Here is a 12,156-nt window from a genome sequence, read left to right as displayed (position 1 = left end):
GCACGTCCTTTTGGATCTACAGCTTGTCGAACTCGCGCTGCTCGTAGTCCTCGCGGCTCCACTTGAGCGCCTCCTTGCCGTCACGCGCGATGATGATGTAGCGCGCGACCGCGAGCGCGGCCTCGTAGAGGAAGATGAGCACGCCGAACATGAGGACCATCGTCATCGGCGAGGCGTCGGGCGTCACCACGGCGGAGAGCACCATGAGGCTCACGTAGACCAGGCGCCACTGGCTGCGGAAGGTCTTGTACGGCACGAGGTGGAAGATCGAGAGGTAGAAGATCACGAGCGGCAGCTGGAACGCCAGGCCGAAGCCGATCTCGAGCATCATGTAGATGTCGAGGTAGTCCTCCGCGTTGGGGACGATGGAGCCGATCTCGAAGGACTGGTCGAGCAGCCAGCCGAAGGCGGCGGGCTGGATGACGAAGAAGCAGAAGACCATGCCCAGGAAGAAGAGGGCGACCATCGCGGCCACCGTGGGCACGACCCACTTGCGCTCGCTCGGCTTGAGGGCCGGCAGGAAGAACGCCATGACCTCCCAGATGATGATCGGGCAGCATATGATCACCGAGAAGAACAGGGCGACCTTGAAGCGGATGGTGAAGCCGCCGAGCACGGAGAGGACGACGAGCTCCTGTCCGTGCATGGCCTCCTCGATCTGGCCGATCATGAGCTCGATCAGCGTGGGCGTGGCCATGTAGACGACAAGCGCCGTCACGATGACGGCGACCACCACGATGGTGATGCGGCGGCGCAGCTCGCCGAGGTGGTCCATGATGGGCATGCGCGCGGGTCCGATCGGCATGGCTTAGGCCTCCTTCGTGGCGTCGGGGGTGGCTCCGTCAGCGGCGCTCGCGGCGGGGCGAGAAGGACGCCTCATCGTGTAGAGGTCGGACACGCTCGGCTTGGCGGGGGCGGTGTCGGCCTGCGGCTCGGCGGGGGCCGCCGCGGGCTCGGCGGAGTCGGCGTCCGCGTCCGCGGGCTCGGCGGAGTCGGCGGTGGCAGCCTCGGCGGCCTCGCGGGCCTTCTTCTCCTCGGCCAGGCGCGCCTTGCGCTCGGCGAAGGTCTCCGCGCGGCGAGCGCGCGGCGCCTCCTCGCCCTCGGCGAGGTCGATGTCCGCGTCCTCGTCGAGCTCGGCGGCGCGCTTGCGGTTGGGCCGCTTGGGCGTGTCGCTCATGGCCTCGGCCGCGGGGTCGACGATGTTGGTCTGCACGACCTCGGTGAAGCCCTCCTGGGCGTTCCTGAACTGGCGCAGCGCGCGGCCGAGGGTGCGGCCCATCCCCGGGAGCTTGTCGGGTCCGAAGATCATGAACGCGAAGAGCGCGATGAGGACGAGCTCGCCTTCTCCAATTCCAAACACGAGTTGATTTCCTTCCCTCTTAGGGACGACGCCGGGGCTAGGCCCCGCGGACGTTGAGGTCGTTCGACACGCCGAGAAGCCCGAGCACGCGCTCGACGTTCCTCTGCGGGTTGGCGACCTCGAAGCGGACGTTCTTCTCGGCGGCGCGGTGGGCGGCGCCCACGAGCACCCCGATGCCGGTGGAGTCGATGTAGGGGACCTTGGAGAGGTCCACGACGAGCTCGGTCGGGGCGTCCTCGACGCGCCCGTCGAGCACGGTGCGAAGCTGGTCTGCGTTGGAGACGTCGACCTCCCCGTCGACGAGGACGACGCTCTCGACGGCGCCCGTCTGGGAGCTCACGTTGTTGGTGACGGTTATGGAAAGACTCATGGCTTCTCCTTCTCAGGCCGTGGCTACTCGCCGGAGCCCGCGTCTGTCGAATCGTTCGAGCTCGCGTCGGTGCCGTCGGAGCTCTCGTCGGTGCCGTCCTCGGCGGCCTCGTCAAGCGCGGAGAGGCGCTCCTCGGCGTAGCTCTTGGCGCCCTGCTCGTCGTCCGGGTCGAGCTCGACGGCCTTCTCGTAGGCCGTGCGCGCCTCGTCGGTCTGCCCCTGGACCTCGTAGAGCAGGCCGAGGTCGGCCCACGCGGGGGCGTACTCGGGCCAGTCCTGCGTGACCTGCTCGAGCGCGGAGAGCGCGCCGGAGACGTCCCCGCCGTAGTACAGGCACATGGCGCGGCTCGTGCTGGCCGACTCGACGCTCTCGGTCTCGCCCGACGCGATGTACTGGTCGTAGTAGCCGACCGCCTTGTCGAGGAGCTCGTTTCCGTGCGAGGTCTCCTCGTCGGTCGTGGCGAGCATGAGCACGCCCGAGCCCCACGAGGAGTAGTAGTTGGCCAGCGAGAGGACGGTGGACATGTCGTCGGGGCTCTCGGCGAGCGTCGCCTCGAGGTCGGAGACGAGCGGCTCGTAGTTCTCGTCCAGGTAGTCGACGTTGTACTCCACGCTTTGGCTCTGCTGCGCCTGGAAGACGGACGCCAGCGCGCCCGCGAGCGTGGAGAGCGCGAAGACCACCACAAAGAGGATGATGACGACCTTCTGGAAGCGGGAGAGCTCGCCCGGCTTGCGCGCGGGCTTGGCCTTGGCCGTACCCTGCTTCTGGGACCCCTTGGACCCGCTCTTGGACGCTGGCCTCTTTGCCATGCAGACGACACCCCTCACGTTCGAGCTGCGGGCGAGCGCCCGCAAACTCTAAGAATATGCCACGAAGCCCCGCTTGCAAGCAAACGGCGACGCCCCGGCGAGAATAACAGAATGCTGGGAGGGTTCTGCGGGGCGGCACCGCCGCACCCGCGGACCCCCGCCCGGCTAGGCGCGCTCCGCGCGGGCGAGGCGGGCGGCAACGAGCCTGACCGCCACCACGAAGACATCGAGCGCCTTTCCGAGCTCCTCGAGCGAGGGGTAGGTCGGCGCGATGCGGATGTTGGTGTCCGCCGGGTCCGCGCCGTAGGGCCAGGGGGCGCCCGCCGGGGTGAGCTTGACGCCGAGCTCGCCGGCGAGCTCCACGATCGCCTTGGCAGAGCCCTCGGGGCCCTCGAAGGAGACGAAGTAGCCGCCCTTGGGGTGCGTCCAGCTGGCCACGCCAAGGTCACCGAGGCCGGCGGAGAGCTTCTCCTCGACGAGCGCGAAGCGCGGGGCGACGAGCTCGGCGTGGCGCCTCATGTGCTCGGCCACGCCCGCGGCGTCCTTCAGGAAGCGCACGTGCGCGAGCTGCGAGATCTTCTCCGGCGAGACGCGCATGGCGGAGAAGGCCGCGCGAAGCTCGGCCATGTCCGCCGGCGAGGCCGCGACCCAGGCCATGCCGGAGCTGGGGAAGGTCACCTTGGCCGTGGAGGCGAACTCGTACACAAGGTTCTTCTCGCCCCCCTGCTCCGCGAGCGCGTCGAAGATGTTCATGAGCGGGTCGCCCTCGCCCGCGAAGGTGTGGACGCAGTAGGCGTTGTCCCAGAAGATGCGGAAGTCGGGGGCCGCGGGGCGCAGGGCGGCGAAGGCGCGCACCACGTCGTCGGAGTAGGTGACGCCGGTGGGGTTGGCGTAGCGGGGCACGCACCAGATGCCCTTGACCTGCGGGTCGCCCTCGACGAGCTCGCGCACCACGTCCATGTCCGGGCCGTCCTCGCGCATGGGGACCGGCACGTTCTCGATGCCGAAGCTCTCCGTCACGGTGAAGTGGCGGTCGTAGCCGGGCGCGGGGCACAGGAACTTGACAGTGCCCTGCTGGCACCAGGGCCTCTCGCCGGCGATGCCGTGGACGTAGCCGTTCATCACGCAGTCGTACATGAGGTTGAGGCTGGAGGAGCCGATCACGGAGACGTTGGCGGCGTCGACGCCGATGAGCTCGGCGGCGAGGGCGCGCGCGGAAGGCAGGCCGTCGGGGTCGCCGTAGTTGTCGGCGAAGGAGCCGCCGTCGGTGAGGTCGGACCCGGAGGTCACGAGGTCGAGCATGGGGCGGGAGAGCGCGGTCTGCTCCGGGCTCGGCTTGCCGCGGGCCATGTCGAGCTTGAGGCCGGCCGCCCTGAGGTCGGCGGCCTCGCGCTCGAGCTCGGCGAGGGCGGCGTCGAGCTCGGCGTCGGTCATCTTCTGGTACGCGGATGTCATGGGGTCCTCCTTCTGGTTGGTCGTGTCAGAGTATAGACGCAAGCGCCCGGCGAGCTGCTACCATGTTCCAGACGAAAACAAGCGCTTACAACGGGAGGGGCGAGAGATGCACGGTGCGGACATGCGCGCGGAGGAGTACGGCGAGCTGCAGCGGCTCGTCGACAGCGTCTTTGTGCCGGGCATCTCGTCGGCTGCCACCTGCACGAAGCTCGACGTGGTGGCGCGCGCGGAGATATTCGACCTCTGCGACGACCTCGCCGAGGTGGTCGAGGCGCTGCCCTCGCGCACCTACACCCGCCAGCGCCTCTGCGACCAGCTCAACTCGATCGTCGTCGGCCACGGCTGGGGCGCGGTCTACGGAACGGTAGAGTAGCGGGCCGCGGGCCGCGGCCCTTCTCGCCAGCCCCACCCGGTAAGCGACCCTCGATTTGAACGAACAAGCCGCCCGTCCTTCTCGCCCGGCACGCCCGGTAAGCGACCTTCGATTCAAAAGCGACGTGCCCCCGGCGCTTCTCGCCAGTGACTTCTGCGCAACGCGCAGTGAGCTGGAGAGAAGCGCCGGGGGCACCCTCAGAAGCGTACGAAGCGAGCGCGGCCTACTCGTCCTCGGCCAGCGCCTCCGCGATCTCGTCGGTGACGTTCATGGTGTGGTAGACGTTCTGGACGTCCTCCAGCTCGTCGAGGCGGTCGACGAGGCGCTGGACCTTCTTGGCGTCAGCCACGGAGACGTCGGTCGGCGTGGTGGGGACCATGGTGAGCTCGGAGCCCTTGACCTCGATGCCCTGGGCCTCGAGGCCCTTCTGGACGTCCTGCATCTTGTCGTAGGCGGTCCAGACGATCCACTCCTCGCCGGCGTCCTCGTAGTCCTCGCCGCCGGCCTCGGCCACGGCCATCATGAACTCGTCCTCGTCCACGGCGTTCTCGCGGTCGGCCACCTTCTTGTCCTCGGACTTGATGACCTTCTCCACGGCGATGGAGCCCTTGCGCTCAAACTGGAACGCAACGGAGCCGGAGGTGCCGAGCGAGCCGCCCGAGTGGGAGAAGGCGGAGCGCACGTCGGCGGCGGTGCGGTTCTTGTTGTCGGTCAGGCAGTCGACGTAGACGGCCACGCCGGCAGGGCCGTAGCCCTCGTAGGTGATCTCGGCGTAGTTGGCGGCGTCGGCGCCGGAGCCGAAGGCCTTGTCGATGGCGGCCTTGATCTTGGCGTTGGGCATGGAGACCATGCGGGCACGGGCCACGGCGGCGGCGAGCGTCGCGTTGTTGTCCGGGTTGGGGTCGCCGCCGAGCTTGGCCGCGACGGTGATGTTACGGGAGAGCTTGGAGAACAGCGACGAGCGCTTGGCGTCGATCGCGGCCTTCTTGTGCTTGGTGGTTGCCCACTTAGAGTGTCCGGACATGTACATCCCCTTCTTGTCCCGCCCGCGGCGTGCCGGCGCGCGCGGGGCCCTCGAACTGACTCGTGGCATGAAACATGCCTACGATAGCGAAGCGGGAGACGCTTGTAAAGTGCGCGCACGTCCGCGCGGCGCCCTCACAGGTCGTACTTTGCCACGACACGACGTATCGCGCGGCCCCAGACGCCTCGGATCGCCGCGAGAAACGCCACCGTGGAGGCGCCGTGCACCACGTCGAGCGGCAGCGACGCCGCGCACGCGGCGAGCACGGCGGGCCAGGTGAGCGGCTGGACGTAGCCGAGCACGTGGTAGCCGTTCAGGATGAGGCCGTAGACGATCCCCGAGGCGAAGCCCCAGCCGTACAGCACGGCCGGACGCTCCTGCGCCCCGCGCTCGGCGAGCACGCCCCCGACGTAGCCTACGAGCCCCCAGGCATACATCTGCCAGGGCGTCCACGGGCCCTGCCCGAAGAAGACGTTGGAGAGCAGCGCCGCGAGCGCGCCCACCACAAAGCCGCTGCGCCTGCCCAGCGTGGCCCCGGCAACGATCGCTATGGCCGAGACCGGCTTGACGTCCGGGAGCGGCGAGAAGAGCACGCGGCCGGCGGCGGCAACCGCGGCGAGCACCGCCGTGGGCATGAGCTGGCGCAGGGCCGGGCGCGACGCCTCGAAGCTCGCCATCACGAGGCACACGGCGAGAAGCGCGCACGCGAGCGTGAGCCCCGCCGTGGCCGGGACGCCCGCCGCGGCGAGCGCGACCATCGCCGCCGGGACCGCCACGAGGGCGGGCGCCTCAGCGGCGGCAAAAGCGCGGGTGAGCGCGCGCGGTGTTTGCCCCCGGTCAATCATGGGTACCAGTTTGCCATAGCGCCGGCCGCGTGCGAGGAGGACACCATGCTCTACATCGGCAGCTTCAGCTACAACGACGACTCCGACAGCAAGGACAACTACTGCCTCATGCCCTGCGTCGTGGAGGCCGAGAACGCCGACGAGGCCATGGACAAGTTCGCCTCGCACTTCCAGCAGATCCGCCGCGACTCGGACCTGCTGGACGGCGCCCACGAGATCTTCCTCGACTCCCTCACCGAGCTCGAGGGGGCGCCGAGCGACCCGGTCATCTGCCAGTGGCAGAAGATCGTCCCGGCCATGGACGGCCTCTGCAGCATCACGAGCGCGCTGCCCGTCACGGACGAGGACAGCGACTTCGCCAACGCCTACGCGTGGGGCGAGGACGAGGAGGAGCACGAGCACGCCGACGACGTCGACTTCGAGGACCTGGACGACCTCGACGATGACGACCTCGTCTCCCAGGAGCCGTTCCTGCTCTTCTAGGCTCGGTCCGCGCGTGGCGGCCCTAGCCGTAGACCCACGAGGACGCGAGGAAGTCCCCGGTCGGCTCGGTCACCGTGAGGGACCCGTCGAACATGAGCGACACCCTGTCCGCCACGGCGCGGACGAACGCCGTGTCGTGCGTGGCGAGAAGGACCGTGGCGCCCCCGTCGCGCGCCGCGGCCACGCGCGCGGCGACGCGCTCCCTCGCCGCGCGGTCAAGCCCCTTGGTGGGCTCGTCGAGCAGCAGCAGCCGCGGCCGCACGAGCAGCAGCTTCTCCAGGGCGACCAGCTGCTGCTGCCCGCCCGAGAGGTCGTAGGGGTGGCGCCGGGCGGCGTCCGCGAGGGCGAGGCGATCCAGGGCCTCCCCCACCTCCCGCTCGCCGTAGCCGCCCGCGCCCGACCACTCGAGGAGCTCGCCCTCGACCGTCTCGCACGAGAGCAGCGCCTTGGGCGACTGTGGGAGGAGCGCCTGGCTGCGGGCGGCCGCGTTGCGCACGCGCCCGCGCTGGGGACGGGCCACGCCGGCGAGCGCCTGGAGCAGCGTGGACTTGCCGCAGCCGTTTGACCCCACGACCGCGCGCACCTCCCCGGGCGCCACGTCCAGGTCGAGCCCGCGCAGCACCCACCGGCCGTCGCGCGCGTAGCGAAGCCACAGGCCGTCCGCGCGCAGCAGGGAGCCCTCGCCGGGCGCCCCGCCGCCCCGCCCCGCCACCTCGGGCGCCGGCTCCCCCCGCAGCTCGGAGAGCGCCGCCTCCCGGGCGCGCCCCCCCTCCAGCCTGAAGGCGCACGTCGCGTAGTCGACCATGGGCACGGGGGCGTGCGTGGCGACGACCACGGTGACGCCGAGCTCGCGGTTTGCCCGGAAGAGCATCGACAGGAGGTTCTTCTCGGCAAGGGGGTCGAGCATGCTGGTCGGCTCGTCGAGCAGAAGGGCGCGGGGCCTCAGGGCAAGCGCCGCGGCGAGCGAGAGCAGCTGGCGCTGCCCGCCCGAGAGCTCGGCCGTGCGCGCCCGAAACCACGGCTCCATCCCCAGGAAGGAGCAGGTCTCCGCAACGCGCCGGCGCATCTCGGGCTCGCCGACGCCGAGGTTCTCCAGGCCGAAGGCCATTTCGTGCCAGACCGTGTCGCACACGACCTGGGCGTCCGGGCTCTGGAAGACGTACCCGGCGGCGCGCGCCGAGGCCCGGGGCCCGAGCGAGCGCGCCTCCTCGCCGAACAGCCTCACCGAGCCCGAGAGCTCGCCGGCCGGCGCGACCTCCGGCTTGGCGAGGCGCAGAACCGTCGACTTCCCCGACCCCGTGGCCCCCACGAGCAGCGCGAAGGCCCCCTGCGGGACCGCGAGGTCAAGCCCGCTCAGCACGGGCGCCGACCCCGCCGGAGACCCGGCATAGGAGAAGGTCACGCCGGCGAGCTCGAGGGCCGGCGAGCTCACGGAAGCCTCCGCTCAACGAGGCGGGCCACGACCTCGCAGGCGGCGGGCGTCGCGGCGAGAAGAACCCACGGCGCGTAGGCCCACCAGGGGCTGGGCCCGGACATCCTGGGGTAGAAGCGCCACGCGGAGCACGCGACCCACGCCCCCGCCGCGGCGAGCGCGACCAGGGCCCCCACGGCAGCCAGCGCCGCGACGTCGGAGGCGCGGAGGCGCTCGGGGCGGTAGCGGGTGCGCGGCTCGCCCGACTCCCACCCGCGGGCGCGCATGGCGTCGGAGCGCTCGAGGGAGTCCTCGAGCGACCAGGTGAGCAGCATCGTGGAGGTGCGGGTGAGCTCGGAGCGCAGGCTCGGACGGCCGCCGGCCGCCGTGCAGGCGGCGAGCGTCGCGCGAACGGTGCGCGCGCGGGAGAGCAGCTGCGGCACGAGCTGGGCCGCCATCGATGCCACGAGCGGAAGCGCCCGGGCGCGCCGGGGCGCGAGGGCGAGCAGCCGGTCCTGGGTGAGCACCGCCGCGGCGCCCTCGAACCACAGCACCGTGGACACGAGCAGCGCGCCCATCGTGGCCCCGTACGCAAGGCTCTCGAGGTAGACGCTGCGCGGGCCCAGCTTGAGCAGCAGCGTGGAGCCGGAGGCGGAGAAGAGCGGGTTGGCCAGGCACACGAGCGCGAGCATCGGCAGCTGCCAGGCGAGCCCGCGCAGCGTAGCTCGGCCTCCGCGCGCGACGGCCGAGAAGGCGAGCGCGCCGGCGAGCGAGACGCACACGCAGACCGGCTCGACCGCGCACACGGCCACGGCGACCGTCCCGGCGAACAGCGCCGCCGGGACGGCCGCGTGGCAGGCGTCAAAGGCTATGACGCGCGCGGACGCCATGGCCGCTACTCGGTGAACTCGGTCACGTAGGTCCAGGTCACCACGTCGCCGGCCTTGAGCTCGTACTGGGAGCAGCCGACCTCGGCCATCTCGCCGTTGACCTCGAACATCCAGCCGCTCATGTCGCCGAAGTCCCCTCCGGCGAGGCCGTTGATGCCCTGGACGTACATGCCGTAGTCGGAGTCCGACGCGTTGACGTCGGCGCCGGTGGCGACCAGGGCGTCGTAGACCGTGGCGCCCTCGGGAAGGTCCACGTCGGCGGTGGTCGACTCGCCCTCGCCGGCCGTGGCGTCGATCTCCACGGTGACGGAGATGGTGGCCTGCTGCTCCTGGGCCGCGTCGGTGCCGGAGGCCGCGGAGCCGTCCGTGGCGGGCGCGGTGCCGCACGCGGCCAGGCCCGCGACGAGCGCGAGCGCCGCGAAGGCGGCGCCGAGGCGCGTGAGCAGGTTCTTCTCGACAGTGCTGTTCTTCTGAGACATCGTGCCTCGCTCTCTGCCCCCAGGGGGCGTCGGGAGGGCAAGGCAGGACAGGCGGCGCGCGCGGCCGCCAACCTATGAACACAGTCTTGTGCTGTTCCGGAGTCAAACCGGAATCCTTTTTTCATCTACTAGGCGTAGCAGCTCTTCGAACCGTGCCCTCTATGCTGTTGGAGACCCCAGTGTAGCAGGTCGTGCGGATTTTATACGCAGTCGAGTGCGTACCAAAGTCCCCGGCTTCTCGCCGGCGCTCTCTCCAACTGGTCTTTTCTTTTGATTCTATGATTTATTACGCACTCGAGTGGCGGGCGTACAGCGGCGGGCGTGCCGCGGCGGCGAGGCGGCTTCGCCCGGCGAGAAGAACCGCCATCCCGTCTACCAGCGAAAACTAAAGATCAAACCAGAAGCGTCAAGTTTTGCTCGAGCAAAAGTCAGAGCACACCGGGCAGGGGGTCGGTCTTCGAGGTGCGCCTGCCGGCGCGCCGGGGGTGAGCGCGCCGGCAGGCGTCAGGCCGGCCCCTCGCTAGAGCGTCCGAGCGAGCTCGTAGGCGGCCGCCATGGCGTCCTTGATGTTACCGGGCTTCTCGGCGTCGCCGATCACGTGGACCCGTGCGCCCGCGGCGGCCAGGGACTCGGCCAGCGTCTGGTCGGGGCGGTAGCCGAGCGCGAGCACCATCGTGTCCACGCCCTCGATGACGTGCTCCTCTCCGTCCTTCTCGTAGGAGATCGAGTCCTGAGTCACGCCGGTGACGCGCGCGTCGGTGAGCACGTGGACGCCCTTCTCGAGCATGCGGGTGACGAGGGCGGCGCGACCGGCGGCGCCCTCGGTCGGGTCGAGCGTGGGACCCATCTCCACGAGCGTGACGTCGCGGTTGCCGCGGGCGAGGTCGTTCACGAGCGGGGCGAGGTAGTCGGCCACCTCGCAGCCCACCGAGCCGCCGCCCACCACCACGATCCTCTTGCCGGGGAAGGCGCGGCCGGCGAGGATGTCGTCGGCGGTCACGGCCTGGCGGAAGCCGCCCGCCCACGCCGGGACGATCGGGACGGCGCCCGTGGCGAGGACGACCTCGTAGCCCGAGAACTCGCGCTCCACGTCCTCCGCGGTGAGACGCCGCCCGAGCCTCAGCTCGACGCCCGCCTGCTCGAGGCGGCGCGCCTGGAACTTGATGACGCGCGCGAGGTCCTGCTTGGCGATGGGCACGGAGGCGACGCGCATGGTGCCGCCCGGCTCGTCCGCCGCGTCGACGACGACCACGTGGTGGCCGCGGCGCGCCGCGACGAAGGCCGCCTCCATCCCGGCCGGGCCGGCGCCGACCACGAGCACGTCGCGCCTCGTTGCGGCGCTCTCCACCGCGCCGTCGTCGTGCTCAACGTCGGGGTTCACCGTGCAGGCGATGGGCTTGCCGAACATGATGCCCGTCAGGCAGCGGAGGCACCCGATGCAGGGGCGGATGTCGTCGACGCGGCCCTCGGCCGCCTTGGCGCAGAACTGGGCGTCGCAGAGGTTGGCACGGCCCATCATGCAGGCGTCGGCCACGCCCTCCTCGAGCAGCTCCTCGGCAATCCAGGCCTCGTTGATGCGCCCGACCGTCGCCACGGGGATGGAGACGCACCCCCTGATCTGGCGCGCCACCGCCGCGTGGCTCCCCTGCCGCGTCCCCGCGGCCGGGATGGCGCTGCCGCGCTTGATGGTGGTGCCGCCCGAGACGTGCAGCAGGTCCACCCCCGCGCGCTCGAGCTCTCGCGCGACGTGGCACATGTCGGTGATCGTGAGTCCGCCGTCGGAGTACTCGTCCCCGGAGATGCGCACGTCGATGATGAAGTCCTCGCCGCAGCGCTCGCGCACCTCGCGGACGACCTCGAGCGTGAGGCGCAGGCGCGCGTCGATGTCGCCGCCGTACTCGTCGGTGCGCTTGTTGTAGAGCGGCGAGAGGAAGCCGCCGAGGAGGCCGTGCGCGTGGGCGGCGTGGATCTCGACGCCGTCGGTGCCGGCGCGCCTCATGCGCTCCGCGGCGTCGCCGAACTGGCGCACGATCACCTTGAGCTCCTCGCGCGTGACCGGGCGCGGCGCCTCGCGCGCGTAGTAGGGGCCCACCGCCGACGGGGCGATGAGCTGGGGCGTCCCCGGCAGCGGGAAGGCCATGTAGGCCGGGTGGAAGAGCTGCGGCAAGATCTTGGCACCGTGCTCGTGGACGGCGGAGGCGAGCCGCGTCCAGCCGTCGACGTAGGAGTCGTCCGCCATGCACATGTCCCCGGGCAGGTAGACGTAGGTGGGCTCGACGGTCACGACCTCCGTGACGATGAGCCCCACGCCGCCGGCGGCGCGCGAGGCGTAGTGGTCGATGAGCGCGTCGGTCACGTAGCCGTGGTCGGCCAGGTTGGTCGAGACGGGCGGCATGAAGACGCGGTTTCTCACCTCCTGGGTGCCCACCTTGAGGGGCGAGAAAAGCAGCGGGTAGGCGGACGAGCTCGACGCGACGTTCTTCTCGGTTGCCATGGAACTTCCTTCCTGGGCGCACGGGGGCGCCGATACGGCGTTGCATCAACCATAGCGCTTGCGCGCCGCGCGCCGTCGCGGACCCACGAGCGGGACCGCTCGCCGCGGCGGACGGCCGTCCGCGAGAGCGCGGGGCGCCCCGTGAAAGAATGGGGGCGGCAGG

13 protein-coding genes are annotated in these 12,156 nt (G+C 70.7%); 2 read left to right on the top strand and 11 right to left on the bottom strand.

Annotated features, from left to right (window positions below; all coding sequences use genetic code 11):
* Window positions 1-16: 16 nt before the first annotated feature.
* The 5 genes from tatC to B5F23_RS05100 form a co-directional block, all read right to left on the bottom strand.
* A complete protein-coding gene (tatC, locus tag B5F23_RS05120) occupies window positions 17-805 on the bottom strand; it encodes a twin-arginine translocase subunit TatC (protein ID WP_087352434.1) in 789 nt (262 codons plus the stop codon).
* A gap of 3 nt (window positions 806-808) precedes the next feature.
* Window positions 809-1,360 carry a Sec-independent protein translocase subunit TatA/TatB gene (locus B5F23_RS10030; RefSeq protein WP_087352432.1) on the bottom strand — a complete coding sequence of 184 codons (552 nt, stop codon included), beginning with the start codon at window positions 1,358-1,360 and terminating at the stop codon, window positions 809-811.
* A gap of 37 nt (window positions 1,361-1,397) precedes the next feature.
* Window positions 1,398-1,730: an STAS domain-containing protein gene (locus B5F23_RS05110; protein WP_087352430.1), complete on the bottom strand. Its 333-nt coding sequence runs from the start codon at window positions 1,728-1,730 to the stop codon at window positions 1,398-1,400.
* Window positions 1,731-1,753: 23 nt separating this feature from the next.
* A complete protein-coding gene (locus tag B5F23_RS05105; RefSeq protein WP_087352428.1) occupies window positions 1,754-2,539 on the bottom strand; it encodes a tetratricopeptide repeat protein in 786 nt (261 codons plus the stop codon).
* Window positions 2,540-2,704: 165 nt separating this feature from the next.
* Entirely contained in the window at window positions 2,705-3,994 is a 1,290-nt protein-coding gene (locus tag B5F23_RS05100) for an aminotransferase class I/II-fold pyridoxal phosphate-dependent enzyme (RefSeq protein ID WP_087352426.1), read from the bottom strand.
* Window positions 3,995-4,100: 106 nt separating this feature from the next.
* On the opposite strand from B5F23_RS05100, the gene B5F23_RS05095 reads away from it, so the two are divergent.
* Window positions 4,101-4,367, top strand: a complete 267-nt coding sequence (locus B5F23_RS05095) for a hypothetical protein (protein ID WP_087352424.1) — start codon at window positions 4,101-4,103, stop codon at window positions 4,365-4,367.
* 223 nt (window positions 4,368-4,590) lie between these two features.
* Here the strand turns inward: B5F23_RS05095 and B5F23_RS05090 are convergent, their stop codons facing one another.
* Window positions 4,591-5,391, bottom strand: coding sequence for a YebC/PmpR family DNA-binding transcriptional regulator (locus tag B5F23_RS05090; protein ID WP_087352563.1), 801 nt, complete (start codon window positions 5,389-5,391; stop codon window positions 4,591-4,593).
* A 134-nt stretch (window positions 5,392-5,525) separates the two neighbouring features.
* Window positions 5,526-6,236, bottom strand: coding sequence for an ECF transporter S component (locus tag B5F23_RS05085; RefSeq protein WP_206392278.1), 711 nt, complete (start codon window positions 6,234-6,236; stop codon window positions 5,526-5,528).
* A 45-nt stretch (window positions 6,237-6,281) separates the two neighbouring features.
* Between B5F23_RS05085 and B5F23_RS05080 the strand changes: the two genes are divergently transcribed.
* On the top strand, window positions 6,282-6,719 hold the full coding sequence (locus B5F23_RS05080) for a hypothetical protein (protein ID WP_087352420.1): 438 nt from the start codon (window positions 6,282-6,284) through the stop codon (window positions 6,717-6,719).
* A 22-nt stretch (window positions 6,720-6,741) separates the two neighbouring features.
* Here the strand turns inward: B5F23_RS05080 and B5F23_RS05075 are convergent, their stop codons facing one another.
* The 4 genes from B5F23_RS05075 to B5F23_RS05060 all read right to left on the bottom strand — a co-directional run bounded on the left by B5F23_RS05075 (window position 6,742) and on the right by B5F23_RS05060 (window position 11,993).
* Entirely contained in the window at window positions 6,742-8,151 is a 1,410-nt protein-coding gene (locus B5F23_RS05075; RefSeq protein ID WP_087352418.1) for an ABC transporter ATP-binding protein, read from the bottom strand.
* The gene (locus tag B5F23_RS05070) at window positions 8,148-9,020 is read right to left on the bottom strand and encodes an energy-coupling factor transporter transmembrane component T family protein (protein WP_087352416.1); all 873 of its coding nucleotides are present in this window, start codon (window positions 9,018-9,020) and stop codon (window positions 8,148-8,150) included. The genes B5F23_RS05075 and B5F23_RS05070 overlap by 4 nt, the downstream gene beginning before the upstream one ends.
* 5 nt (window positions 9,021-9,025) lie before the next feature.
* Window positions 9,026-9,499: a DUF4430 domain-containing protein gene (locus tag B5F23_RS05065; protein WP_087352414.1), complete on the bottom strand. Its 474-nt coding sequence runs from the start codon at window positions 9,497-9,499 to the stop codon at window positions 9,026-9,028.
* A 520-nt stretch (window positions 9,500-10,019) separates the two neighbouring features.
* A complete protein-coding gene (locus B5F23_RS05060; protein ID WP_087352412.1) occupies window positions 10,020-11,993 on the bottom strand; it encodes an oxidoreductase in 1,974 nt (657 codons plus the stop codon).
* Between the last annotated feature and the right edge of the window lie 163 nt (window positions 11,994-12,156).

The sequence above is a fragment of the Olsenella sp. An188 genome (assembly GCF_002160255.1).
GTDB lineage: Bacteria > Actinomycetota > Coriobacteriia > Coriobacteriales > Atopobiaceae > Thermophilibacter > Thermophilibacter avistercoris.
Note: the sequence above shows the minus strand (reverse complement) of the source record. Positions and strands in the feature narration are given on the sequence as shown.

Bases quoted from the DNA above. Each gene is read 5' to 3' on its own strand.
- tatC (WP_087352434.1), bottom strand. From the start codon at position 805: ATGCCGATCGGACCCGCGCGCATGCCCATCATGGACCACCTCGGCGAG.
- B5F23_RS05110 (WP_087352430.1), bottom strand. From the start codon at position 1,730: ATGAGTCTTTCCATAACCGTCACCAACAACGTGAGCTCCCAGACGGGC.
- B5F23_RS05105 (WP_087352428.1), bottom strand. From the start codon at position 2,539: ATGGCAAAGAGGCCAGCGTCCAAGAGCGGGTCCAAGGGGTCCCAGAAG.
- B5F23_RS05100 (WP_087352426.1), bottom strand. From the start codon at position 3,994: ATGACATCCGCGTACCAGAAGATGACCGACGCCGAGCTCGACGCCGCC.
- B5F23_RS05095 (WP_087352424.1), top strand. From the start codon at position 4,101: ATGCACGGTGCGGACATGCGCGCGGAGGAGTACGGCGAGCTGCAGCGG.
- B5F23_RS05090 (WP_087352563.1), bottom strand. From the start codon at position 5,391: ATGTCCGGACACTCTAAGTGGGCAACCACCAAGCACAAGAAGGCCGCG.
- B5F23_RS05085 (WP_206392278.1), bottom strand. From the start codon at position 6,236: ATGATTGACCGGGGGCAAACACCGCGCGCGCTCACCCGCGCTTTTGCC.
- B5F23_RS05080 (WP_087352420.1), top strand. From the start codon at position 6,282: ATGCTCTACATCGGCAGCTTCAGCTACAACGACGACTCCGACAGCAAG.
- B5F23_RS05070 (WP_087352416.1), bottom strand. From the start codon at position 9,020: ATGGCGTCCGCGCGCGTCATAGCCTTTGACGCCTGCCACGCGGCCGTC.
- B5F23_RS05065 (WP_087352414.1), bottom strand. From the start codon at position 9,499: ATGTCTCAGAAGAACAGCACTGTCGAGAAGAACCTGCTCACGCGCCTC.
- B5F23_RS05060 (WP_087352412.1), bottom strand. From the start codon at position 11,993: ATGGCAACCGAGAAGAACGTCGCGTCGAGCTCGTCCGCCTACCCGCTG.